The sequence below is a fragment of the Rubrivivax rivuli genome (assembly GCF_004016505.1).
GTDB lineage: Bacteria > Pseudomonadota > Gammaproteobacteria > Burkholderiales > Burkholderiaceae_C > Rubrivivax > Rubrivivax rivuli.
In genome coordinates this window covers 841785-864757 of the sequence record NZ_SACR01000002.1, presented here as the reverse complement: position 1 = coordinate 864757, position 22973 = coordinate 841785, and the positions used below count along the sequence as shown (strand labels likewise).

The window sequence follows — 22973 nt, the reverse complement described above, 5'->3', positions numbered from 1 at the left end:
GTTCTCTGGGCAATCTCAGGGTGGCGTGACGTCACCCATGCGGGCCGCGATGGTGGCAGAACGCCCCAGCACATAGCCCGAGCCGGGGTTCTTCTCGAAGCGCTTGGGCGCCGGCAGCATCACCGCCAGGCGTGCCGCCTGCAGCGCGCCGAGCTGCGAGGCATCCACGCGGAAGTAGTGCCGCGCCGCCGCCTGCGCGCCGAAGAGGCCCTCGCCCCACTCCACGTTGTTCAGATAGATCTCCAGCAGCCGGTCTTTGGGCAGCAGCGCGTCCAGCGCCAGCGCCAGCACCATCTCCTGGCCCTTGCGCAGCACCGTGCGCTCGCCGCTCAGGAAGAGGTTCTTGGCCAGCTGCTGCGTGATGGTGGAGCCGCCCACCACCTTCGGCACCACCTGGCGTGTGGGCTGGCGGGCCTTGAGGCGCTCGACCCGGGCCTCGGCCTTCTGGTTCTTCTCCCAGGCTTTCTCGATGGCTTCCCAGTCGATGCCGGCGTGCTCGGTGAAGCCGGCGTCTTCGCTGGCGATCACCGCGCGCTTGAGGTTGGGCGAGATGCGTTCGTAAGGCACCCAGGTCTGGCTCCAGGCGATCTGGCCCTTTTCGGTCAGCAGCCGCCAGGCCTCGCTGCGCTGGAAGGGGGTGGACTGCGGGTCCACCACGTTCATCAGCACGATGCGCAGCACGAACACCAGCTGCAGGCTGAGGGCGCACAGCAGCACCAGGCCGATGAGGCGCAGCGCGTGGCGCTGCCAGGCAGGACGGGCTTTCATGGGGGCCCGATTGTGCGGGCTCTTGAAACGCCTGCTTACGGTGCCTTCGTGTCTACCTCGGCGCGCAGCGCCTGCAACACCGGTGCGGTGAGTGGGCGCACACCACGCCAGAGCTCGAAGGCCTCGGCCGCCTGCTCCACCAGCATGCCCAGCCCGTCGCGTGAGCTGGCGCCGTGCGCCTGCGCCCAGGCCAGGAAAGGCGCGGCGGCGGCGCCGTACATCAGGTCGACGGCCAGCGCGCCCGGGCCCAGCGTGGCCGCGGGCACGGGCGAAGCCGCGCCCTGCAGGCTGCTGGCGCTGGCGTTGATGACGAGATCGAATCCTTCACCCGGCGTGGTCAGCGGCGCCGCGCTGAGCGCCACACCGTGTTCGTCGGCCCAGGCCGTGTGGCTCGCCACCAGCGCCTGCGCCTTCTCGGCCGTGCGGTTGGCCAACACCAGGGCTGCCGGGCGCGCGGCCAGCAGCGGGCCCAGCACGCCGGCACCGGCGCCGCCCGCGCCCACCAGCAGCACCCGGCGGCCGGCCAGCGGCCAGCCGGCGTTGATCTCGATGTCGCGCAGCAGGCCGATGCCGTCGGTGTTGTCGGCCAGCCAGCCGGCGGGGTCGGCGCCGCCGTCGAAGCGCAGCGTGTTGGCGGCCCCGGCCAGCAGCGCACGCGGCGTGCGGCGGCCGGCAAGGTGGAAGGCCTCGAACTTGAAGGGCACGGTGACGTTGCAGCCGCGGGCCGGGGCAGCCGGATCGCCGGCGAAGGCGCGCACGGTCTCGGCAAAGCCGTCCAAGGGCGCCAGAACGCGTTCATAGACCAGCGCCTGCCCCGTCTGCCGCGCGAAGGCCGCGTGGATGGCCGGGCTGCGGCTGTGCGCCACGGGGTTGCCGATGACGGCGTAGCGGTCGGGCGGGGTGCTCATTGGCCGGTGCTCAGCGTGGTTTCCAGCCCGTCGTCGCGCGTGAAGCGGAAGCGCGAGGTGACGACGATCTGGTCGGCCTGCGCCCGCATGCCGGCGGTGAAGGGGCCGAAGGGCGCCGCGGCCATCACGATGGCCAGGGCCTGCTGGTCGAGCCGGCGCGACTTGGACGGGCGCACGATCTCGGCTTCCACCACGCGGCCGTTGGCGTCGACCGTCACGTTCATCGTCAGCTCGCCGTACAGCTTGCGGCCGTTGAACTCCGGAAAGTCGCGCGTGCCGCGCTCCTCGATGCGGCGGCGCAGGCCGTCGTAGTACATCGCGTAGACCTCTTCGCGCGTGGCTGGGCTGATGTAGCGCTTCTTGGGCCGCGCGTTTTCGTCGTTCACGCGCTTCTCGATCTCGGCCAGCAGGCGCAGCAGCTGCTTGCGGCGGTCTTCCTGCTCGCGCTCTTGCGGCGTGCCGTTTTCGCGCTGCGGGTCGGGCGGCGGCAGCGCGGCCAGGTCGCGGCGGATCTGCGCCAGCAGCTGTTGCTGCTCATGCTGGAGCCGGTCGATGCGGCGGCGTGCGTCGTCGGCCGCATCGCCCAGCTGCATGGTGGCCGCGCTCGGCAGCGGGCTGGTGGCGCGGCCCTTCTCGGCCTCGCCGCCGCCGGCCAGGTTGGCCTGCGCGATGGCCTGTGCCTGCGTGGGCGCTTCCTTGCTGCGCGCGTTGACGAGGATGACTTCCAGCGGCGTGTCGTTGAACACGCGGTTGAAGCCCTCGGGGTCGACGAAGCGCACCGTCAGCACCGCCGCGTGCAGCGCGCCCGAGAAGAGCAGCGCCCATTGCAGGGTGGACAGGTCGCGCCAGCGCATCGCCGTGGGTCAGCCGGCCTGGCCTTCCGGGGCCGTGGCGGCGGGCGCCGCTTCGCCGTCGTCCAGCGTCAGCGCGATCTGCAGGCCGCCCACGGGCTCGGCTTCGTCTTCGCTGGCCTCTTCATCGGCCGCAGCCGGCGCCGCTTCGTCCAGGCGTGCGGCCAGGCTGGCGTGCAGTTCCAGCGTGAGCAGGTCGATGCCCGTCACGCGGGCGCGCACGCGGCTGCCGCGCGGCAGGCTCTCGGTGCCCGGCACGCGGAAGACCAGCGGCAGCGTGTCGGCGCGCACCAGGCCGTCCTTCATCACGGCGGCGTCGATCTCGGTGAGCGCGTTCTGTTCCACGTAGCGCAGTGTCCAGTAGCGCTCGATGCCTTGCTGGAACCCGTTGTAAGCGGTGTAGGCGGCGTCGAAGCCCGAGAGGATGGAAAACAGCGCCGCGTCCTTGGGCTTGAAGGGCGCGGCCAGGGCCGCGGTGCGGCCGTGGCGCACGCAGCTGATGATCTGCCACTGGTTCACCAGGTCGACGTAGCGCCGCAGCGGGCTGGTGCTCCAGGCGTACTGCGCCACGCCCATGCCGGCGTGCGGCGCGGGTTTCACGCCCATGCGCACCTTCACACCCGGTGCCAGGCTGGCCTGGCTGCGGTACAGGCCCGGCACGCCGTGCTCGGCCAGCCAGCCGCCCCAGGTGCTGTTGGCCAGGATCATGGCCTCGGCGACGATCAAGTCCAGCGGCGCACCGCGCTGGCGCGTGCTGATCAGCACCTGCTCATGCCCCTGCGGCTCGGCGGTGTTGCCCACCAGGCGGAAGTTGTAGTCGGGCCGGTTGAAGCTCTCGGGCTTGCCGCGCACCACCTCGCGCCGGGCCTTCAGCGCCTGCGCCAGGCGGAAGGCGAAGGCAAGTTCGGGCGCGAAGCTGTAGTCGGCGGGCGCGGCGCCCGTCAGGCTGGCCTCGGTGACCACGGCATCCAGCTTGTCATGCCGCAGGTTCGCGGCGATGGGCACACGCTCCACCTTGCTCTCGTGGCTGCGCACTTCCAGCGTGGCCTCGTCCAGCGTGACGTAGAGGCTCAGCGCGGGGCAGTCGCGGCCCTCCGCCAGCGTGTAGGTCTGCACCACCTCGTCGGGCAGCATGGTCAGCTTCCAGCCCGGCATGTAGACGGTGCTCAGGCGCTCGCGCGCCACCTTGTCGAGCTGCGAATCGGGTGAGATGGCCAGGCCCGGCGCGGCGATGTGCACGCCGAAGACCACCGTGCCCGTGCCCAGGCCCTGCACCGAGAGCGCGTCGTCGATCTCGGTGGTGGCCGAATCGTCGATGGAGAAGGCCTGCACGGCGGCCACGGCCAGGTCGGCCGGCGCCGCTGGCGCCGCGAGGCCCGCCGGGAACTTCGTGCCCTTGGGGAACTGGTCGAACAAGAAGCGCTGCCAGTGGAACTGGTAGGGGCTCTCGATGGCGCCGGCGGCCGTCAGCAGGTCGAGCGGGGCGCGCTGCGCCGTCTTGGCGGCCTGTACCACGGCCTTGTACTCGGGGCCGTTCTTGTCGGGCTTGAAGAGGATGCGGTAGAGCTGCTCGCGCACAGGCGCCGGGCACTGGCCGGCCACCAGCTCGGCGGCCCAGGCCTCGATCTGCGCGGCCACCTGTTTCTTGCGTTCGATGGCCAGCAGCGCGGCCTTGACGATGTCTTCCGGCGCCTTCTTGAACTGGCCCTTGCCGGCGCGGCGGAAGTAGTGCGGGGCTTCGTACAGGCGCAGCAGCATGGCCGCCTGCATCTCGGGGCCTGCGCTGGCGCTGAAGTAGTCGCGGGCCAGGTCGGCGAAGTGGAAGTCGCCCTCGGGGGCGAACTCCCAGGCCAGGTCGAGGTCGATTTCGTTGGCCTGGGCGGTCGCGCCGGCCAGCAGCGCGGCCGGGGCCGGTTTCTCGAAACGCAGCATCACGCTGGCGCTCTTGACCTTCACGCGCTTGCCCGAGTCGAGCTCCACCTGCATCGAACTCTCGGCCTCGGACATCACGCGGCCGGCGTGGAATTTGCCGGCGTCATCGAACAGTGCATACATCGGCCGGATTGTCGCTGCTGCGACGGCCGAGGCTTCAGACGCTCATGCCGCCGGAAACCTCGATCACCGTGCCGTTGATGTAGCTGGCATCGTCACTTGCCAGGAAGGCATAGACGCTGGCGATCTCGGCCGGCTGCGCCAGCCGGCCCAGCGGCACCTGCTCCTTCATCTGCTGCAGCACCTTCTCGGGCACGGTGGCGAGGATGGGCGTCTCCACGAAACCCGGCGCCACGGCGTTGACACGCACGCCCTTGGGGCCGAGTTCGCGGCTCCAGGTCTTGGTGAAGCCGATGACGCCGAACTTGGCCGCCGCGTAATTGGTCTGGCCGTAGTTGCCATAGAGGCCCACCACGCTGCTGGCGTTGAGGATGACACCGCGGCCGCGTTCCACCATCGAGGGCGCCACCGCCTGCGCGCAGTGGAAGACGCCGCGCAGGTTCACGTCGATCACGGCGTCGAACTGCTCCAGCGTCATCTTCACCAGGCGCGCGTCTTTGGTGATGCCGGCGTTGTTCACCAGCACGTCGATGCGGCCGTGCTGCGCCAGCACCGCGGCCACCATGGTGTCGATGGCGGCGCGGTCGGTCACGTCCACCTCGAAGAAGGCGGCGGCGCCGGGCACCGGCGTGGCCGGGGCGCGGCGGTCGCAGGCGATGACGGTGGCACCTTCGGCGGCGAATCGTTCGCAGGTGGCCGCACCGATGCCTTGGGCGGCGCCGGTGACGATGCAGATCTTGTCTTTCAGTCTCATGCGGGGGAGCGGTTCAGGGGTTCAGGTTCAGGAAGTGCAGCAGCGCCGGCAGGTGTTGATCGAAATCGCTGAGCGCGTGGTCGCTGCCTTCGATCACGCGCTGCTGCGCGCCGGCGTAGCGCGCGGCCATCTCTTCCCAGCTGAGCAGTTCGTCGCCCTGGGCGATGAGCGCGAAGCAGCGTTCCGGATGGTCCAGCGGGCCGGCGTGCAGCGCGCGCAGTTCGTCGATGTATTCCGCGCGGAAGTAGAAGGCTTCCTCGGGCGTGTGGAAGGCCCGCTGCTCGCCGATGTAGGCCGCGAGGTCGCGCGCCGGGTCGACGGCCGGGTTCATCACCACCCAAGGCCAGCCGCGCTGGTTCGCCACCGCCGTGGCGTAGAAACCGCCCAGCGAACTGCCCAGCACGGCCGAGCTGCCGGCCGGCCAGTGGGCCGTGCCGTCCATCACCAGCGCCAGGGCCTCGCGCGGCGAGGGCGGCAGCTGCGGGCACCACCAGTGGATGTCGGGCCGATATTCGGCCAGCCAGGCGGCCAGGCGCTGCGCCTTGAACGACTTCGGCGAAGAGCGGAAGCCGTGCAGGTAGAGCAGGTGCGTGGGTGCCGCGGCAGCCGGCACAGGCAAAGAAAAAGGCATGCGCCGAGTCTATCGACGCATGCCTGCTGGGGTCTGTCGCGCCCGCGGCAGCGGGCGTGACAGACGGGGTCAGACGCCCTGCTTGCTGATCGGTGCCTTGATGGCCTCGGTCAGCGTGGCCAGCGTGTCGGCCAGGTGCGCGCGCGCGGCCGGCGTCCAGCCGCTGGCGGCGGTGGCCGCCTTCAGCTGGGCTTCCAGGCCGAGCGCCGTCTGGCGGTAGGCGGCGCGCACGTCGGCGGCCACCGGCGCACTGGGGCGCAGCAGGCCGCCGGCCAGGCGGCGCACGTGCTCGCGCTGCAGGTTGCGGCGCAGGCTGTCGATTTCGCGCACACCGCCTTTGGCCGGTGCCTTCAGCTCGGCCCACACGGCGTTGCTCAGGCGCTGCTGCACCTCGGCATAGCTCAGCAGGCTCTTGGTGTCGGCGACCTTGCTTTCGGCGTCGGCCAGGCGCTGCGCGATGGCGTCGCCCATCAGGTTGTCGAGCACGCCGCGTTGCAGCGTCAGCACGGTGGTGGGCAGGCTGAAATCGGTGCCGAACTGCGTGCGGCCCGGGGCGATGCGGTCGAGCTGGTCCACACCCAGGCGGCTCATGAACTTCGGGTCGAAGCGGAAGCTGTCGCTGGAGAGCACCTCGTTCAGGATGAGGTCGAGCGCGGCACGCTGCTGCGGCGCCGGCACCGGCGTCATCAGCGCCTTGCCCGAGCCGGCCAACGTGCGGGTGGTGAGCAGGCCCCCCACGTACTTGCCGGCGATCGGCACCGAGGCGTTGAAGCTGCTCAGCCCGCGCATCAGGTTGCGGCGGTAGACCGTGAGGTCGTCGTCGGCAGCGAGTTCGCGCTTCTGGGTGCGGGTCCACAGCTCGCGCGCCAGCTTCATCTGGCGCTGTGCGAAGGCCAGCGGGTCGTCGCCCAGGTCGCGCTGGTTGGCCATGGGGTCGGCTGCGGCGATGACGTCTTCGTCGGTGGCGTACACCAGCGCCGGGTTGGTTTCGGCCATGGTGGCAATGCGCGCCAGCGCGGCCTTTTCCTGCTCGGGCGTGAACTCGCGGTAGCCGTACTCGATGGCCCAGTAGTCGTAAGCGCCGAGGCCGCGCATGTGGTACTCGGCCACCGGCTCGCCGTCCAGCGGCAGGTTCAGCGCGTTGTAGTCCATCACCGAGTTGGAGACGCCGTTGGCCGCCGTGAAGGCCTTGTCGCGCAGCTGCGCCGGCTTGATGCCGGTGCTGGCCTTGAAGTTGTGGCGCAAGCCCAGCGCGTGGCCGACTTCGTGCATGGTCACGTCGGTCAGGCTCTGTGCGATGTACTGGTCGGCCTCCGGGCTGCCGGGCGTGAAGTCACCCCGCGCGCTCAGCAGTTCAAAGCCGAACTGCATCTCTTCGAAAGCGTCGGTGGCGTAGGTGCACTGCATCAGGCGCTGTGCAAAGTCGCCGGTCGGCAGGGCGGCGTTGGCGTTCAGGCGCGGTTGCAGGTCGCCGACCTGGGCGCGCGACAGCCGCGCCCAGTTCTCGGGAATGATGGCCGCGCCACGCAGGATCTCACCGGTGCGCGGGTCGGCCTGGCTCGGGCCCACCGCGGTGGCGCCGGGGCCGTCGATGGCGAACCAGCGCACGGCCAGCATGCGCGTGCCTTCCAGCGAAGTCCAGTCGGTGTTGTCGGCCTGCTGTTCCACCACGATGGCGTTGCGGAAGCCGGCCTTCTCGAAGGCCTTGTTCCACTCCAGGATGCCGGCCTTCACGGCCGGGCGCCACTTCTCGGGGATGTTGCGGTCCATCACCACGCGGATGGGCTGCTTGGGCTCGCTGATCTCGGCGGCCGGGTCCTTCTTCTCCAGGCGCCAGCGCTCGATGTGGTGCACGCGGCGGCCTTCGGTGGTGTCGTCACCGAAATCGAGGTAGGCGGTGGTGAAGTAGCCCACGCGCTGGTCGGCGGCACGGGTGCGCGCAGGTTGCGCCGGCAGCGGCGCCAGCGTGTAGGTGGTGCTGAGGAAGAAGCTGCGCCCGTCGGGCACGCCCAGCGGCGGGTTGGGCATGGCGCCGGGGGGCGGCGGCGGCGAGCCGGGCAACATGACCGGCGGGGCCGGCAGCTTGGGCACGGCGTAGTGCGAACGCACGGTGATGTGCGTGCCTTCGGCGGCGGCGCGGCTGCGCTCGATGTTGGAGTTGGCGCGGTCCAGGCCGTAGGGGAGGCGGTAGCTGGCTTCAATGGACGTTTGCACGCCGTTGATGTCGCCACCCAGCAGCGCGTAGGCGTCCACCAGCAAGGCCTTGCGCTCGGCGTGCGGTGCCGAGGCCAGCGGCACGGCGGCCAGCAAGCTGTCGGAATAGCTCTCGTCCACGGCGCGCCCCAGCGGCGTGCCTTGCGGCGCCTTGATCTTGGTGTTGCGGGCCAGCAGTTGCAGCGTGTTGCCCTGGCGGCGCAGCACCACCATGAACTCGCGGCCCATCATGCCCGGCCAGAAGCCGCGCTCGCCCAGGCCCGAGGCCAGCGAGCTGCCCAGGAAGAAGGGCTTGTCCAGCATCTCGGCGGGCACTTCCAGCCAGGTCTTGTCGTCCTTGGTCCACAGTGGCATGAAGCCGTCGCTGCGCTTGGCGTCCTTGGTGACTTCGGCGAAGGGCGGCGGCGAACCCGGCGCCGCTGCGGGCGGGCGCGGGCCGGCTGCGGCAGCGGCGGGCGCGGCACCGCCCGGTGGCGTGGCGGCAGCCGCAGGGGCAGCGCCCGGGGCGCGGGGCGCTGTGGCTGCGGGGGTGGCGGCTGCCGTGGCCGCTGCGGCCGGGGCTGCAGTGGCGGCGGGTGGCGCGGCGGTGTCGGTGGTGGCGCAGCCGGTCAGCAGCGCGGTGATGGCCCCCAGCACCGCGGGCGAGGCGATCCGGAGGTGGCGGGGCGTGGGGGTCGGCAAGCGGCTCATGGGGTGGTGCGTTCCGGGTGGTGCCAAAGGAAGGGAGGGACGCTAGCGCAAAGTGGCCCACCACTGCACGCGGTGCGACGAAACGCCCTTGCCACGGCTTGAACGGCAAACGGCCGTGGCGCACGTGGCACACCGGGCACCCCACCCCTCGCAGATACGGGGGCCGCAGTCGGGCGGGCAGGCACAGAATCCGCCGCTTCTTCTTTCAGCGACCCTGGGCCGGACATGAACTTCCCTGCACGCACCACCCCCCGCCTGACCCTGCTGGCCTCGGCCGCAATGGCCGTGCTCAGCCTGAGCGCCTGCGCCACGGGGCCGGCCCCCAGCGCGGCGGCCCCCGTGGCCCAAGCCGTCACGCCGCCGCCGGCCGATGCCGCCCGCGCGCCCGGGGCCGCACCCGGTGCTGCCGCCGCGCCAGGGGCCGCCCGCCCCGACCCTGCAGCCCCGCGCCCTTTCGCCGAAGTGGCCCGCGACGCCAAGCGCAGCGACGGTTTCGTGCCTGTCTGGCGCAAGGACGAGAAGGTCTGGCTCGAGATCAGCAAGGAGCAGCTCGGCCGCCCCATGCTCTTCAGCGTGAACATCGCCGAATCGGTGGGCGAGCGCGGCCTCTACGCCAGCCAGATGGGCCCGCGCTGGATGGTCGAGTTCCGCCGCATCGGCAACCAGATGCAGATGGTGGCGCGCCAGACCGGCTTCCGCGCCGACCGCGACAAGGCCAACGCCCGCGCCGTGGCGCAAGGCTTCAGCGAGAGCCTGATCGCCAGCGGCCCCGTCGCGAGTGCGGAGCACCCCGAGCGCAAGTCGGTGCTGGTCGATGCCAGCCTGCTGCTGGCCGACCTGGCCAGCTACAGCACCGCGCTGGAGCGCGCCTTCCGCCTGCCCTACGCGCCCGACCGCGCCAACTCCTTCTTCCAGGACGTGCGCACCGACGCCGGCCTGACCACGCTCTCGGCCAAGGTGCACTACGCGGTGCCGCGCATCCCCGTGCCGCCGCCACTGCCGCCCGGCACGCCGCCCAACCCGGCTGCGCAGACCACGCAGCCACCGCAGTTCACGCCCGATGCGCGCAGCCTCTTCGTCACCTTCGTCTACAACCTGCGCGAACTGCCCGCGCAAGCCATGGCGCCGCGCGTGGCCGACCCGCGTGTGGGCTATTTCACCGACACCTACACCGACCTTTCGGACGACGTGCGCGCCAACGCCAAGGTGCACAACATCAAGCGCTGGCGCCTCGACAAGAAGGACCCCAACGCGGCAATGAGCGAGCCGGTGCAGCCCATCACCTTCTGGATGGACCGCAACATCCCTGTGCGTTACCGCAAGGCGGTGGAAGAAGGCATCCTGGAATGGAACCGGGCCTTCGAGCGCATCGGCTTCAAGAACGCCGTGGTGGCCAAGCAGCAGCCCGATGACGCCAGCTTCGACCTGATGGACGCGCGGCACGCCTCCATCCGCTGGTTCCTCGGCGCCGATGTCGGCTTCGCGCAGGGCCCGAGCCACAGCGACCCGCGAACCGGCGAGATCTTCGATGCCGACATCCGCATGAGCGACGTCTTCGGCCGCGGCGGCCGCCGCCTGGTGCGTGACGATTTCTACGGCATGGCCGGTGGCGAGGTGCCGGCCTGGAAGGCCGGCCTGGACGCGCTGGGCCAGGGCCACACGCACTGCACCTACGCGCTGGACGCCGGCGACGAACTCGGTTTCGCGCTCGACCTGATGGAAGCCCGCGGCGAGCTCGACCCCGACACGCCCGAGGCCGAACGTTTCGTGCAGAACTACATCAAGGACGTCATCACCCACGAGGTGGGCCACACCCTGGGCCTGCGCCACAACTTCAAGGCCAGCACCACCATCACGCGGGATCAGCTGAAGGACACCGCCTTCGTCACGCGCGAGGGCATCAGCGGCTCGGTGATGGACTACAACGCCTTCAACCTGCCGCTGCAGGGCGAGCCCAAGACCGAGATGAACATGGTCACGCTGGGCGCCTACGACTTGTTTGCCATCGAGTACGGCTACAAGCCTGTGAAGTCGGCCGAGGAACTGAAGGCGATTGCCGAACGCAGCCGCACCGACAAGCGCCTGGCCTTCAGCGACGACGGTGACGTCGGCCCCGACGGCATCGACCCGCTGGTGAACCAGCGCGACCTCGGCGACAGCCCGCTGGCCTACGCGCAGCGCCGCCTGCAGCTGAGCAAGGAGCTGTGGGCCCGCGTGCAGGCGCGCCAGCCGCAGGCCGGCGACGACCCCGAGCGCGCACGCCGCAGCCTGCTGGCCGGCTTCCGCCAGGTGGGCACGCTGCCGGTGATGGCCGCCAAGTACGTGGGCGGCATGCACACCGACCGCGACCAGCCCGGCAGCGGCCGCCCGGCCTTCCGCCCGGTCGACCCGGTGCAGCAGCGCGCCGCGCTGCGCTTCCTGACGCAGGAGCTGTTCAGCAACGACAGCTTCAGCTTCAAGCCCGAGTTCCTGCAGAGCCTGCAGCAGGACTACATCGAGTGGCAGCGCACCGGCCCGCTGAACGTGCCGCAGGCCGTGCTGGCGCTGCACACGCAGACGCTGGACCGCCTGATGAGCCCCGGCACCGCGCGCCGCCTGCTCGACCTGCCCCAGTACCTGCCCGAGGCGCAGCGCAAGAGCGCCTTGAGCCTCAACGAGGTCTACAGCACGCTGCAAGGCGCCGTGTGGAGCGAGCTGAAGACGGGCAAGGCCACCGACGAGCTGCGCCGCAGCCTGCAGCGCGAGCACCTGCAACGCCTGAAGACGGTGCTGACGCGCCCGGCCCCTGGCACGCCGGCCGATGCCGTGAGCCTGGCGCGCCTGCAGGCCGTGGAGCTGCAGGGCCAGCTGCGCGCCGCGCTGGGCAAGAAGGCCGGTATGGCGGTGGAAGACCGCGCGCATCTGGAAGAGGCGCTGGCGCTGGTGACGGAAACCCTGCGCGCAACACTCCAACGGATGTGAGCCCCCGGGCTCGCTAGCGCTCGCCACCCCCCGAGGGGGCCGTCCCCCAGCGGCCCGGCCAAGCCGGTTCCGCGGGGGAAATCTTGGTCAGTGCGCGGCGCGCTGTGCCAGTGCTTCGAGCAGCCGATCGTGGATGCCGCCGAAGCCGCCGTTGCTCATGCAGAGCACGTGGTCGCCCGGCATCGCGGCCTGCGCGATGGCTGCGACGAGCGCGTCGAGCTTGTCCTTCACCACGGCGTTCGCGCCCAGCGGCGCCAGCGCCTCGGCCGCGCTCCAGCCGTAGTTGCCTTGCAGGCAGAAGCTGAGGTCGGCTTCTTCCAGCGCCCAGGGCAGCTGCGCCTTCATCGCGCCCAGCTTCATGGTGTTGGAGCGCGGCTCGAACACCGCCAGGATGCGTGCACCGTGGCCCACCTTCCGGCGCAGGCCGTCGACCGTGGTGCGCATGGCGGTGGGGTGGTGGGCGAAGTCGTCGTAGACCTTCACGCCCGCGGCCTCGCCGCGCAGTTCCAGCCGCCGGCGCACGTTCTGGAAGCTGGCCAGGGCGGCGCAGGCCACGTCCGGCGCCACGCCCACGTGCTCGGCCGCGCCGATGGCGGCCAGCGCGTTCATCTGGTTGTGCTCGCCCAGCAGCGCCCATTCCACGCGGCCCAGCTTCAGGCTGCCGCGCAGCACGTCGAAGCTCTGCGGCTCGCCGCGCGCGCACAGGCCGCCCGGCTCTTCGCGCTTGGTGCCGAAGCGCTGCACCTCGCTCCAGCAGCCGCGCGCCAGCACGCGCTGCAGCGATTCTTCGCGCGCGTTCACCACCAGCCGGCCGCTGGCCGGCACCGTGCGCACGAGGTGGTGGAACTGCGTCTCGATGGCCGCCAGGTCGGGGAAGATGTCGGCGTGGTCGTGTTCCAGGTTGTTCAGGATGGCGGTGCGCGGCCGGTAGTGCACGAACTTGCTGCGCTTGTCGAAGAGCGCGGTGTCGTATTCGTCGGCTTCGATGACGAAGGTGCTGCCCGAGCCGAGGCGTGCGGAGACACCAAAGTTCAAGGGCACGCCCCCCACCAGGAAACCCGGCTGCAGCCCGGCGTGCTCGAGGATCCACGCCAGCATCGAGGTGGTGGTGGTCTTGCCGTGCGTGCCGGCCACGGCCAGCACGTGCCGGCCCTGCAGCACGTTCTCGGCCAGCCACTGCGGGCCGCTGGTGTAGCGCGCGCCGGCGTCGAGAATCGCCTCCATCAGCGGGTTGCCGCGCGAGACCACGTTGCCGATGACGAAGACGTCGGGCTTCAGCGCGAGTTGATCGGCGCCGAATCCTTCGATGAGATCGATGCCGAGTGCGCGCAGCTGGTCGCTCATCGGCGGGTAGACGCCGGCGTCGCAGCCGGTCACGCGGTGGCCGGCTTCGCGGGCCAGCGCTGCCAGTCCCCCCATGAAGGTGCCGCAGATGCCAAGGATGTGAAGATGCATGCCGGTCATTCTAGGTAGCGCACCCTGCCCACTCGCTGATGGACTTCCCCCGCATCGAGGGTTTCACCGCCCTGGCCAGCCACCCCTGGGCCTACCCGGCGCTGGAGGCCGTGCACATCGTCGGCATCGCGCTGCTGCTGGGCAGCCTGGTGCTGGTGGAACTGCGCGTCTGGGGCGCGGGGCAGGAGCTGCCCTTGCGCGCGCTGGCGCGGCTGGCGCTGCCCGTGACGGTGGCGGGCTTCGGGCTGGTGGCCCTGAGCGGGCTGTTGCTCTTTGCCGCGCAACCCAACGAGATGCTGGGCAACCGCGCTTTCCTGCTGAAGCTGGGCCTCGTGTCGCTGGCGGGCCTGAACGCCGCGTTTTTCCATGCCCGTGGCAGCCTGGCGCTGAACGACGCCTTCGCGCGGGCACAGACCGCGCTGTCGCTGGGGTTGTGGCTGGCCGCCATCATCTGCGGCCGTTTCATCGCCTACAGCTGAATTCGAAACTTCTCGGAGGACCCCTCATGCAACGCCGCCACTTCATCGCTGCCGCCAGCGCAGGCACGGCCGCACTCGCGCTGCCCGCCTGGGCCCACCACGGCTGGAGCAGCTTCGACCAGAAGCGCCCGATCTACCTGGAGGGCACCGCCAGCCAAGTGCGCTGGGCCAACCCGCACACCGAGCTGGTGCTGGAACTCCCGGCCGATCTGAAGCTGCCCGCCGACCTGGCCACGCGCGCAGTGCCCGCGCAGAGCGCCCAGGTCGATGGCCCGGGGCTGCTGAAGGCCGCGCAGCTGCCCACGCGCAAAGACCGCCGCTGGCAGATCGAGCTGGCGCCGCTGACGCGCATGAACGCCTGGGCCGTGCCCGAGATCAAGAACGGCGACCGCGTGGCGGTGCTGGGCTTCACCTTCGCCGAAGAAAAGGGCGAAGCCATCCTGCGCGCCGAGTACGTGTTCGTCGGCGGCAAGGCCTACGGGCTGCGGTCTTCGCCGGCCTGAGCTGGCGACGCAGGCTTCACTGCCGGCTTGCGGCCGGCCGGGCCTCAGGTGCGAAGGGCTCGCCGCCGGGCGCGAGGCGCCCAGGCAGCCAGCAGGCCCAGACCGGCCAGCGCCAGGCTGCCGGGCTCCGGCACGGCCTGGATGGCCAAGCCATTGAAGCCACCGCCGCTGCAGTTCACGTTGCTGACGTTGTTCTCCACGCAAACCTGCTGTGCCACGACCGTGGCCAGGCCCGTGCTCGCGTTGAGGGTGTAGGTGCGCGCCTCGGCGTCGCCCAGGCCCCAGATCACGCCCGTGTTCGGGTCCACATCCATGCCGTCGCGTCCGGCGGGTGAGAAGCCAAAGCTGCCGATGGTGGTGGTGGCCGCGTTGGCGGTGTTGATCGACACCAGCGTGTCATCACCCGTCCAGCCGAAGAGCGAGCCGCCGTAGTAACCGAGGCTGCGCACGTTCAGGCCGTTCGAGAAGTCGCCTACCTTCGTGGCGGCGCCTGTGGTGGTGTTCACCGTGTACAGGCTGCCGACGGTGTCCGCGCTGTTCGTGGCGGACATGTACAAGGTGCTGCCGACGAAGGCCAGACCCATGTCGTTGATGCCGCTGCCCAGCAAACCCACTTCGATGGCCACGCCCGTGCTGGCGTTGATCGAGAGCAGGGCGTTGTCGGTGTCGTTCACGGCCCAGAGCAGACCTTGGGCGTCGAAGGCCAGGCCGTCGACATCGCTGTAGCCCTCGGTGCCGTCCGCGTTCTGGATCCGCCCGATCACGGTGCCAACGCCCGTGGCGAGGTCGAAGCGCACGAGCTTGTCGGTACCGCTGACGTCCCAGGCGCTGTAGCCCACTGGGCCGGCCCAGGCAGACCAGGCGGGCGCGAGCAGCAGCGCGCAAGCCAGGGCGGCGCGGCGCAGCGTGGCTCGCGCACGGTGCCGTTTGGGCAGGGATGAAACGCAGGTTGCAGGTGTCACGGGGCGCTCCTTGAGGGAAGGTAGGACGTGCGCCCGGTCGGTTGCAGGGCGCGGATACGTGGGTTCCACCTGGAGGTACGCCGAATCGCCTGCTCAAAGGGCTCAGAAATGCGCAGGCCACCCCTTGAGTGAGTGGCACGGCGGCCCATTCGCGCTGACCTGCCCTGATCGCTTCAGCGCCCGCTGCGACCCACGCACCCCGCCCGAATCAGTGCCAGAGCCTGAAAACGAGGCGCCCCAGCCAGCGAAGCAGGTCGACGGCCATGCCGATCATCTCGATGTCGAACCAGCCGTCGCGCTCTTTGGGTGGCACGCGGCCTGAGGCCCGGTCGGCCTCTTTCTGCATCTCGCGCGCGCGGTCGCGCTGGCGCTGCAGCGCAGGCTGCTGGCGCGCCAGGCGCTCCTGCACCACGTGCGGGGCCGGGCGCTCGGCGTGGGCGCGCAGGGCCGGGCCGAGGGCGCTGACCTGCCGGTGCGCCTCGGCCAGGCCGGGCACGGTAAGCGTGGCGCCGCAACTCGTGCAGGCCCAGCCGCCCTCGGCCGGCTGCGCTGCGCCGCAGGCCGCGCAAGACAAGGCGCCGGCCTCGCCGCGCTGGCGGTGCACGGCGTGCTGGCGCGTGGCGCCTTCGGGGTCGAGCGCCAGCGCCAGTCGGGCCACGTCCACAACCGCCGGCACCGAGCCGCACCAGCTGCACACGGTGTCGCCCTGGCCGATGCCGCCGCCGCAGTTCACGCAGTGCAAGGCGCCATCACGTTGCAGCGCGCGGTGGCGGTCGGCCGAGTTCATCGGTCGCACCAGGCCCTTCTGATGCAGGAACTGGCCGAAGCTCTGCCAGGCGCCGTGGCGCTGCGTGCATTCCAGTTGCAGCGAGGCGCCGTAGCGGCTGGGGTTGTGCACGGTGTGCAGCGGCCCGGCGCAGCGCAGGCAGCCCAGCTGGGGCTTCAGCGGCGTGTGCGGCAGGCTCTGCGCCTGCGCCATCTCGCCCACCAGCCGCAGCAGCGAAGGCCCGGCCAGGTGGGCGCCTTCGATGGCGTCGAACCACAGCAGGTGGCAGGGCGCGCAGAGGTCGATCTCCAGCGCGCGGCCGTAGTGGCCCTGCAGGGCCAGCACGCGCAGCGCCTGTCCGCAGTTGCGGCAGGCCAGCGCGGCGCCGGCCGGGGCGTTCAAGCTCAGTTCTTCAGCGCGAGCAGCGATTCGCGCGCGGCCTCCAGCGTGTGGTCGATGTCGGCCTGTGTATGGGCGGCGCTGACGAAACCCGCCTCGTACAGCGCCGGCGCCAGGTAGACACCGCGTTGCAGCATGCCGTGGAAGAAGCGGTTGAAGCGCTCCTTGTCGGTGGCCATCACGGTGGCGTAGTTCTGCGGCAGTTCCTGCTCGAAGAAGAAGCCGAACATGCCGCCCAGGCTGTCGCCGACCAGGGGCACGCCCACGTCCTTGGCCACCGCTTCGAGCCCGCGCACCAGCGCCGTGGTGCGCGCGCCCAGGGCCTCGTAGAAGCCGGGCTTGGCGATCTCCTTCAGCGTGGCCAGGCCGCAGGCCGTGGCCACCGGGTTGCCGCTCAGCGTGCCGGCCTGATAGACCGGGCCCAGCGGCGCGAGCTGGCTCATCACCTCTTTGCTGGCACCGAAGGCCGCCAGCGGCATGCCGCCGCCGATGACCTTGCCGAAGACGAAGACGTCGGCCTTGAAGCCCGGGATCCACTGCTGGAAGAGGCTGTGTGCGCCGCCCAGGGCCACGCGGAAGCCCGACATCACCTCGTCGAACACCAGCATCGCACCGTGCTGCGTGCACAGCTCGCGCAGCAGCGTCATGAAGGGGAGGCTGGCGCGCACGAAGTTCATGTTGCCGGCGATGGGCTCGATCATCACGCAGGCGAGTTCACGCCCGTGCTCGGCGAAGGCGGCTTCCAGCGCCGGGATGTCGTTGTAGGGCAGCACCAGCGTGTGCTTGACCACGTCTTCCGGCACGCCGGCGCTGGTGGGGAAGCCGAAGGTGGCCAGGCCCGAGCCGGCCTTCACCAGCAGCGGGTCGGCGTGGCCGTGGTAGCAGCCCTCGAACTTGATGAACTTGGCGCGACCCGTGGCGCCGCGCGCCAGGCGCAGCGCGCTCATGCCGGCTTCGGTGCCGCTGCTGACCAGGCGCACCATTTCGCAACCGGGTACCAGCGCGAGGATGGCTTCGGCGAGTTCGATCTCCCGCTCGGTGGGCGCGCCGAAGCTGAAGCCGTCCAGCAGCGCTTTTTGAACCGCGTCGACCACCGCCGGGTGGCCGTGGCCCAGGATCATCGGGCCCCAGCTGCCGATGTAATCGACGTACTTCTGGCCTTCGGCGTCCCAGATGTAGGCGCCCTGGCCGCGCTGGATGAAGCGCGGTGTGCCGCCGACCGCGCGGAAGGCACGCACCGGCGAGTTCACGCCGCCGGGGATGACGCGCTGCGCGCGGGCAAAGAGTTCTTCGTTCGTGGCCATGGTTATCCAGATTGATCAAGCTTCCCGCCGCGGAACCGGCTCTGCCGGGCCGCCGGCGGACGGCCCCCTCGGGGGGCAGCGAGCGCTAGCGAGCTTGGGGGCTCAATGAACGCGGCGGGGCGAGGTCTTGGTTTGTGGGTCTTCGGGTTCGGGGTCGGGCATCTCGCCTTCGCCGCCTTCGCCTTCTTCCGGCGGCGGCAGCGCCCAGAAGAAGCGGTCGGGCACGACATTGCCCATGCCGGGGCGGAAGCCAGCGTCCAGGCTCTGGTCGAGGAAGCTCAGCGCTTCGGCCACGGCGGGCTGCAGTTCGCTGCCGGCGGCCAGCAGCGCGGCCAGGGCCGCGGCCAGCGTGTCGCCGGCGCCCTGGAAGCTGGTGTCGAAACGTTCGAACTTCTCACCGGCGATCGCGCCTTGCGGGCTGGCCAGCACGTTGTCGATGTACTGCTCGGGCGGTTGGCCCGGCGTGGCGCTTTTGGCCGCAGCCTTGGGCGCCAGCATGATGCCGGTGACCAGCACGTAGCGCGTGCCGTGCTCGCCGGCGGCCACGGCCAGCTCGCGCGCCGAGGGCGGGCGCTCGCTGTCCCATTCGGGCAGCAGGAAGTCTTGCAGCGTCTTGTGGCTGCCCACCAGCACCTCGGTGGCCGGCAGGATGAGTTCGCGGAAGGCTTCCAGGTAAGGCTGCAGCGCGTCTTCTTCCATCCAGCTCAGGTTGGGCAGGTAACTCACCAGCGGGATCTCGGTGTAGTCGCTCAGCACCTCAGCCACGGCGCTGACGTTGTCGGCGCTGCCCAGGAAGCCCACCTTCCAGCCGGCCAGCGTCACGTCTTCCAGGATGGTGCGGGCCTGCTCGGCCACCGCGTCGGCATCGATCTCGTGCTGGTCGAAGGTGTCGGCGGTGTCGCGCATCACGATGCTGGTCACCACCGGCAGCGCGTGCGCACCCATCGCGGCGATGGTGGCCACGTCGCCGGCCATGCCGCCGGCGCCGCTGGGGTCGCTGGCGTTGAAGCACATCACGCAGGCCGGCGGCGGGGGTTCGGTGTGGGGGTCTTCGAGGGCCGTGTCCGGGGTGGTGTCGGGGGTCATGGGCGGTCGGCCTGAGCGCGAGCGTGTCGCGGTTGGGAGGGGGCAGGGCCTGGTGGGCCGCACCTCCAGCAAAGTCTGAGCAAGGCGTTGTAGGTCCTCACAATTCCTCGGAAAACGCTGGAAATGCGTGGCTACAATCCGCGTCCATTGTAGTGAGGTGACAGTCTGACCGTGAGCGAACCCCGTACCTGGATGTGCCTGATCTGCGGCTGGATCTACAGTGAGGCCGATGGCGATCCGGAGCACGGCATTGCGCCCGGCACCGCGTGGCCCGACGTGTCCATCAACTGGACCTGCCCCGAGTGTGGCGCGCGCAAGGAAGACTTCGAGATGGTCCAGATCTGAATCTGGCCTCGCGGGCTGATGGCAGCCCGCGACCTGCGGTTCCTTTGGGGGAGTACAGCGCTTGGAGATTCTGGGGCCTGACACAGGCGCGGCCGGCGGGGCCAAGGTGCTCGTCATCGACGACAGCAACACCATCCGGCGCAGCGCCGAGATCTTCCTGCGCCAGGGCGGGCACGAGGTGGTGCTGGCCGAAGACGGCTTCGATGCGTTGGCCAAGGTCAACGACCACATGCCCGAACTGATCTTCTGCGACATCCTGATGCCGCGGCTCGACGGTTACCAGACCTGCGCCATCATCAAGCGCAACCCCAAGTTCACGCACGTGCCGGTGATCATGCTGTCCAGCAAGGACGGCCTGTTCGACAAGGCCCGCGGCCGCATGGTGGGCTCGGAGGACTACCTCACCAAGCCCTTCACCAAAGAACAACTCCTGCGCGCCGTGGACGACTACCGCCGTGGCGCGGCCTGACGCCGCCTGAGGCGGCCACTGTCCGGACTCCAAGGAATCCACCCCGATGCCGATCCAGAAAATTCTTGTCGTCGACGACTCGAAGACCGAACTGCATCACCTCTCCGAACTGCTGGGCAAGCGCGGCTATGCCGTGCGCACGGCCGAGAATGGCGAAGAGGCGCTGCGCCGCCTGGCCGAAGACAAGCCCGACCTGATCCTCATGGACGTGGTGATGCCGGGCCAGAACGGCTTCCAGCTGACGCGGGCCATCACGCGCGACCCGAGGTTCTCCGATGTGCCGGTGATCATGTGCACCAGCAAGAACCAGGAGACCGACCGTGTGTGGGGCATGCGCCAGGGCGCCCGCGACTACATCGTCAAGCCGGTCAACGGCGACGAGCTGTTCGCCAAGATCAAGGCCTTCGATTGATGGCCGCGGCCACCGCCACCGGCTCTGCTGACTGATGGCCAAGCGCGAAGCCCTTCGCGAGCTGCAAAGCCGCCTCGCCGAGCGGCTGCAGCAGGCGCGCACCGAGGTGCGCTCGGTGTCCTGGCTGGCCGTCGAATGCGGCGGCCTGGGCCTGCTGTTCCCACTGCCCACGGCCGGTGAGATCTTCCCGGTCGGCACGCTGCTGCCGGTGCCGCACACGCAGCGCTGGTTCATGGGCGTGGCCAACCTGCGCGGGGGCCTGCACGGGGTGGTCGATTTCGCCGCCTTCCTGGGCCTGCGTGCACCCATCGCCCGCGAGGCCGTGCGCGAGCAGGCGCAGCTGCTGGCATTGAGCGCGCGTTTCGGCGCCAGTTGCGCCTTGCTGGTCGACCGCCTGGCTGGCCTGCGCAGCACCGAGCAATTGCGGCCCGAGCCCCCCGACGAAGGGCCGCGGCCGGTGTTCGCCGGTGGCCGCTGGCGCGACGAGACCGGCCGCGTCTGGCAGGAGATCGACCTGGCCGCACTGGCCCGCCACGACCAGTTCCTGGCCATCTCGGCATGACGCCAGCCGGCCGCCCACACCCCTTTCATCCAGCAGCACCGGCCCCGGCCGTTTGTGTGCCTTTCAGCGATACGAGGACGAGATGAGCTTCCTTGACAGGATCAAAGGCAATGCCCGCAAGACCGACGCCCAGAGCAGCGTCGCCCCGGGCACGTCCCCTTTCGACGACGCCTCTTCGGTGAGCCCGATGGAGGCCACCGTGCGCCTGGGCCCGAGCACGCTGGGCGTGACGCCCAGCCGGCTGGACAACGAAGACTCCTCCATCATCAGCGAGGCGGCCCCCTCCGAGATGGCGGCCGATTTCCCTGAAAGCCGCCACCCGGGCGCCGAGGCCGATGGCTTCACCAGCGGCCTGCCGGTGGTGGGCACCTGGCCGCTGGCGCGCCAGCAGAAGGCGATGTGGGGCCTGTTCGCCGGTGGTCTGGCGATGCTGCTGCTCACGGCCGTCCTGGCGCTGGTGGCCAGCAACCGAAGCGCCGGGCAGGTGGGTGCCGCCGGCCAGGCCACCACGCAGTCGCAGCGGCTGGCCAAGTCAGTGTCGCAGGCGCTGGTGGGCAACGCCGCCGCCTTCCCTGAGGTGCAGGACAGCGTCAGCATCCTGGCCCGCAACGTGCGCGGCCTGAAGACGGGTGAAGGCGACATCGCCGGCGCGCCGGGTTCGCTGCAGGAATCGCTGGACCAGCTCGTGCCGCTGGTCGACAAGGCCGAGAAGAACGCCGGCGTGGTACTCGCGCAGCAGAAGACGCTGACGCAGGTGAGCCAGGCGCTGCGCGCCATCAACCGTCAGAGTGCCGACCTGCTGGAGACGGCCGAGACCGTGTCGTCGCTGAAGCTGCAGGGCGGCGCCTCGGCGGCCGAGCTGTCGGCCGTGGGCCAGCTGGTGATGTTGACGCAGCGCATCGGCAAGAGTGCCAACGAGTTCCTCACGACCGAAGGCGTCAGCGCCGAGGCCGTGTTCCTGCTGGGCAAGGACCTGAACTCCTTCCGCGAGATCGCGCAGGGCGTGATCGAGGGCAATGCCGATCTGCGCCTGCCCGGCACGCGCGACCCGCAGGTCAAGGAGCAGCTGACCCGCCTGCTCGGGCAGTACGAGAAGACCCGCACCGAGGCCAGCGCCATCCTGGGCAATCTGCAGGGCCTGGTGGCCGCGCGCGAGGCGCAGAACGCCATCGTGGCCGACTCCGAGCCGCTGCGCCTGGGCCTGGACGGCCTGCAGAAGGCCCTGGCCGAGCAGGCCGGCTTCGGCGGTGCGCGGCTGCTCTCGCTGCTGTTGGCGCTGCTGCTGCTGGGTGCAGGCAGCTTCGGCCTGCTGCGCCTGTTCGTCATCGACCAGACCAGCCGATCCAAGGCCGCCGACAACCAGCGCCTGGAAGCCGAGCGCCAGGAGCAGGAAGCCAAGCGCGTGAACGACGCCAACCAGGCCGCCATTCTGCGTTTGATGAACGAGCTGCAGACGGTGGCCGAGGGCGACCTCACGCAGCAGGCCACGGTGACGGAAGACATCACGGGCGCCATCGCCGACTCGGTGAACTACACCGTGGAAGAACTGCGCAGCCTGGTGGCCCAGGTGCAGGACACGGTGGGCCGCGTGACCGACACCACGCAACAGGTGGAGCAGACCTCCACCGAACTGCTGGCCGCGTCCACCGAGCAGCTGCGCGAGATCCGCAACACGGGCGACTCGGTGCTGCAGATGGCCGGCCGCATCAACGACGTGTCGGCGCAGGCGCAGGAAACGGCCCAGGTGGCGCGCCAGTCGCTGCGCGCGGCAGAAACCGGCCTGAACGCGGTGCAGAACGCCATCGGCGGCATGAACGCCATCCGCGACCAGATCCAGGACACCTCCAAGCGCATCAAGCGTCTCGGTGAGAGCTCGCAGGAGATCGGCGAGATCACCGAGCTGATCTCCGACATTACCGAGCAGACCAACGTGCTGGCGCTGAACGCCGCCATCCAGGCGGCCAGTGCCGGTGACGCGGGCCGCGGCTTCAGCGTGGTGGCCGAGGAAGTGCAGCGCCTGGCCGAACGCTCGGGCGACGCGACGCGGCAGATCGCGGCCATCGTGCGGACGATTCAGACCGACACCCAGGATGCCGTGGGCGCCATGGAGCGCAGCACGCAGGGCGTGGTGGAAGGGGCCCGGCTGTCCGATGCCGCCGGCGCTGCGCTGGCCGACATCGACCGCGTGACGCGCGAGCTGTCCGACCTGATTCAGCGCATCTCCCAGGAAGCCCTGCGTGAAGCCGAATCGGCCAACGTGGTGGCGGCCAACATCCAGCACATCTTCGCGGTGACCGAGCAGACCTCCGAAGGCACGCGCTCCACCGCGCAGATGGTGCGCGAACTGTCTCGCACGGCCGAGGAACTCAAGGCCTCGGTCGCCCGCTTCAAGATTTCCTGAC

20 protein-coding genes are annotated in these 22973 nt (G+C 70.3%); 8 read left to right on the top strand and 12 right to left on the bottom strand.

Annotation, left to right across the window (positions count from 1 at the left end):
- Positions 1 to 15: 15 nt before the first annotated feature.
- The 7 genes from mtgA to EOE66_RS08420 all read right to left on the bottom strand — a co-directional run bounded on the left by mtgA (position 16) and on the right by EOE66_RS08420 (position 8868).
- Positions 16 to 768, bottom strand: coding sequence for a monofunctional biosynthetic peptidoglycan transglycosylase (mtgA, locus tag EOE66_RS08450; protein ID WP_128228207.1), 753 nt, complete (start codon positions 766 to 768; stop codon positions 16 to 18).
- Between the two features lie 35 nt (positions 769 to 803).
- Positions 804 to 1676 carry a shikimate dehydrogenase gene (aroE, locus tag EOE66_RS08445; protein ID WP_128228206.1) on the bottom strand — a complete coding sequence of 291 codons (873 nt, stop codon included), beginning with the start codon at positions 1674 to 1676 and terminating at the stop codon, positions 804 to 806.
- Positions 1673 to 2530: an energy transducer TonB gene (locus EOE66_RS08440; RefSeq protein ID WP_128228205.1), complete on the bottom strand. Its 858-nt coding sequence runs from the start codon at positions 2528 to 2530 to the stop codon at positions 1673 to 1675. Before EOE66_RS08440 ends, aroE begins: the two co-directional genes overlap by 4 nt.
- A 9-nt stretch (positions 2531 to 2539) precedes the next feature.
- On the bottom strand, positions 2540 to 4582 hold the full coding sequence (locus EOE66_RS08435) for a ribonuclease catalytic domain-containing protein (RefSeq protein WP_128228204.1): 2043 nt from the start codon (positions 4580 to 4582) through the stop codon (positions 2540 to 2542).
- Between the two features lie 34 nt (positions 4583 to 4616).
- Positions 4617 to 5333, bottom strand: a complete 717-nt coding sequence (locus EOE66_RS08430; protein ID WP_128228203.1) for a beta-ketoacyl-ACP reductase — start codon at positions 5331 to 5333, stop codon at positions 4617 to 4619.
- 13 nt (positions 5334 to 5346) lie between these two features.
- Positions 5347 to 5964 (bottom strand): YqiA/YcfP family alpha/beta fold hydrolase, encoded by a 618-nt coding sequence (locus tag EOE66_RS08425; protein WP_128228202.1) that lies wholly within the window; start codon positions 5962 to 5964, stop codon positions 5347 to 5349.
- 69 nt (positions 5965 to 6033) lie between these two features.
- Complete coding sequence (locus EOE66_RS08420; RefSeq protein ID WP_128228201.1) at positions 6034 to 8868, bottom strand: zinc-dependent metalloprotease; 2835 nt, start codon at positions 8866 to 8868, stop codon at positions 6034 to 6036.
- Between the two features lie 225 nt (positions 8869 to 9093).
- On the opposite strand from EOE66_RS08420, the gene EOE66_RS08415 reads away from it, so the two are divergent.
- Positions 9094 to 11829 carry a zinc-dependent metalloprotease gene (locus EOE66_RS08415; protein WP_128228200.1) on the top strand — a complete coding sequence of 912 codons (2736 nt, stop codon included), beginning with the start codon at positions 9094 to 9096 and terminating at the stop codon, positions 11827 to 11829.
- An 87-nt stretch (positions 11830 to 11916) separates the two neighbouring features.
- Here EOE66_RS08415 and mpl read toward each other — a convergent pair whose 3' ends face one another.
- Positions 11917 to 13284 carry a UDP-N-acetylmuramate:L-alanyl-gamma-D-glutamyl-meso-diaminopimelate ligase gene (gene mpl / locus EOE66_RS08410; protein WP_128228199.1) on the bottom strand — a complete coding sequence of 456 codons (1368 nt, stop codon included), beginning with the start codon at positions 13282 to 13284 and terminating at the stop codon, positions 11917 to 11919.
- Between the two features lie 38 nt (positions 13285 to 13322).
- On the opposite strand from mpl, the gene EOE66_RS08405 reads away from it, so the two are divergent.
- Together EOE66_RS08405 and EOE66_RS08400 are read left to right on the top strand one after the other, a co-directional pair.
- Positions 13323 to 13763 (top strand): hypothetical protein, encoded by a 441-nt coding sequence (locus EOE66_RS08405; RefSeq protein ID WP_128228198.1) that lies wholly within the window; start codon positions 13323 to 13325, stop codon positions 13761 to 13763.
- Between the two features lie 26 nt (positions 13764 to 13789).
- Positions 13790 to 14266 carry a DUF6152 family protein gene (locus EOE66_RS08400; protein WP_128228197.1) on the top strand — a complete coding sequence of 159 codons (477 nt, stop codon included), beginning with the start codon at positions 13790 to 13792 and terminating at the stop codon, positions 14264 to 14266.
- Between the two features lie 44 nt (positions 14267 to 14310).
- Here EOE66_RS08400 and EOE66_RS08395 read toward each other — a convergent pair whose 3' ends face one another.
- The 4 genes from EOE66_RS08395 to thiD all read right to left on the bottom strand — a co-directional run bounded on the left by EOE66_RS08395 (position 14311) and on the right by thiD (position 18783).
- Positions 14311 to 15228: a PEP-CTERM sorting domain-containing protein gene (locus EOE66_RS08395; RefSeq protein ID WP_164885033.1), complete on the bottom strand. Its 918-nt coding sequence runs from the start codon at positions 15226 to 15228 to the stop codon at positions 14311 to 14313.
- Positions 15229 to 15436: 208 nt separating this feature from the next.
- The gene (locus EOE66_RS08390; protein ID WP_128228195.1) at positions 15437 to 16396 is read right to left on the bottom strand and encodes a TFIIB-type zinc ribbon-containing protein; all 960 of its coding nucleotides are present in this window, start codon (positions 16394 to 16396) and stop codon (positions 15437 to 15439) included.
- Between the two features lie 2 nt (positions 16397 to 16398).
- Entirely contained in the window at positions 16399 to 17697 is a 1299-nt protein-coding gene (gene hemL / locus EOE66_RS08385; RefSeq protein ID WP_128228194.1) for a glutamate-1-semialdehyde 2,1-aminomutase, read from the bottom strand.
- 102 nt (positions 17698 to 17799) lie between these two features.
- On the bottom strand, positions 17800 to 18783 hold the full coding sequence (gene thiD / locus EOE66_RS08380; protein WP_128228193.1) for a bifunctional hydroxymethylpyrimidine kinase/phosphomethylpyrimidine kinase: 984 nt from the start codon (positions 18781 to 18783) through the stop codon (positions 17800 to 17802).
- A gap of 192 nt (positions 18784 to 18975) precedes the next feature.
- Here thiD and EOE66_RS08375 point away from each other — a divergent pair, with 192 nt between their 5' ends.
- The 5 genes from EOE66_RS08375 to EOE66_RS08355 all read left to right on the top strand — a co-directional run bounded on the left by EOE66_RS08375 (position 18976) and on the right by EOE66_RS08355 (position 22972).
- Complete coding sequence (locus EOE66_RS08375) at positions 18976 to 19128, top strand: rubredoxin (RefSeq protein ID WP_054140121.1); 153 nt, start codon at positions 18976 to 18978, stop codon at positions 19126 to 19128.
- A 61-nt stretch (positions 19129 to 19189) separates the two neighbouring features.
- Positions 19190 to 19597, top strand: a complete 408-nt coding sequence (locus EOE66_RS08370) for a response regulator (protein ID WP_310733100.1) — start codon at positions 19190 to 19192, stop codon at positions 19595 to 19597.
- A gap of 46 nt (positions 19598 to 19643) precedes the next feature.
- The gene (locus EOE66_RS08365) at positions 19644 to 20009 is read left to right on the top strand and encodes a response regulator (RefSeq protein WP_128228192.1); all 366 of its coding nucleotides are present in this window, start codon (positions 19644 to 19646) and stop codon (positions 20007 to 20009) included.
- Positions 20010 to 20043: 34 nt separating this feature from the next.
- Positions 20044 to 20571: a chemotaxis protein CheW gene (locus EOE66_RS08360; protein WP_128228191.1), complete on the top strand. Its 528-nt coding sequence runs from the start codon at positions 20044 to 20046 to the stop codon at positions 20569 to 20571.
- A gap of 82 nt (positions 20572 to 20653) precedes the next feature.
- Entirely contained in the window at positions 20654 to 22972 is a 2319-nt protein-coding gene (locus tag EOE66_RS08355) for a methyl-accepting chemotaxis protein (protein ID WP_128228190.1), read from the top strand.
- Position 22973: the final 1 nt, after the last annotated feature.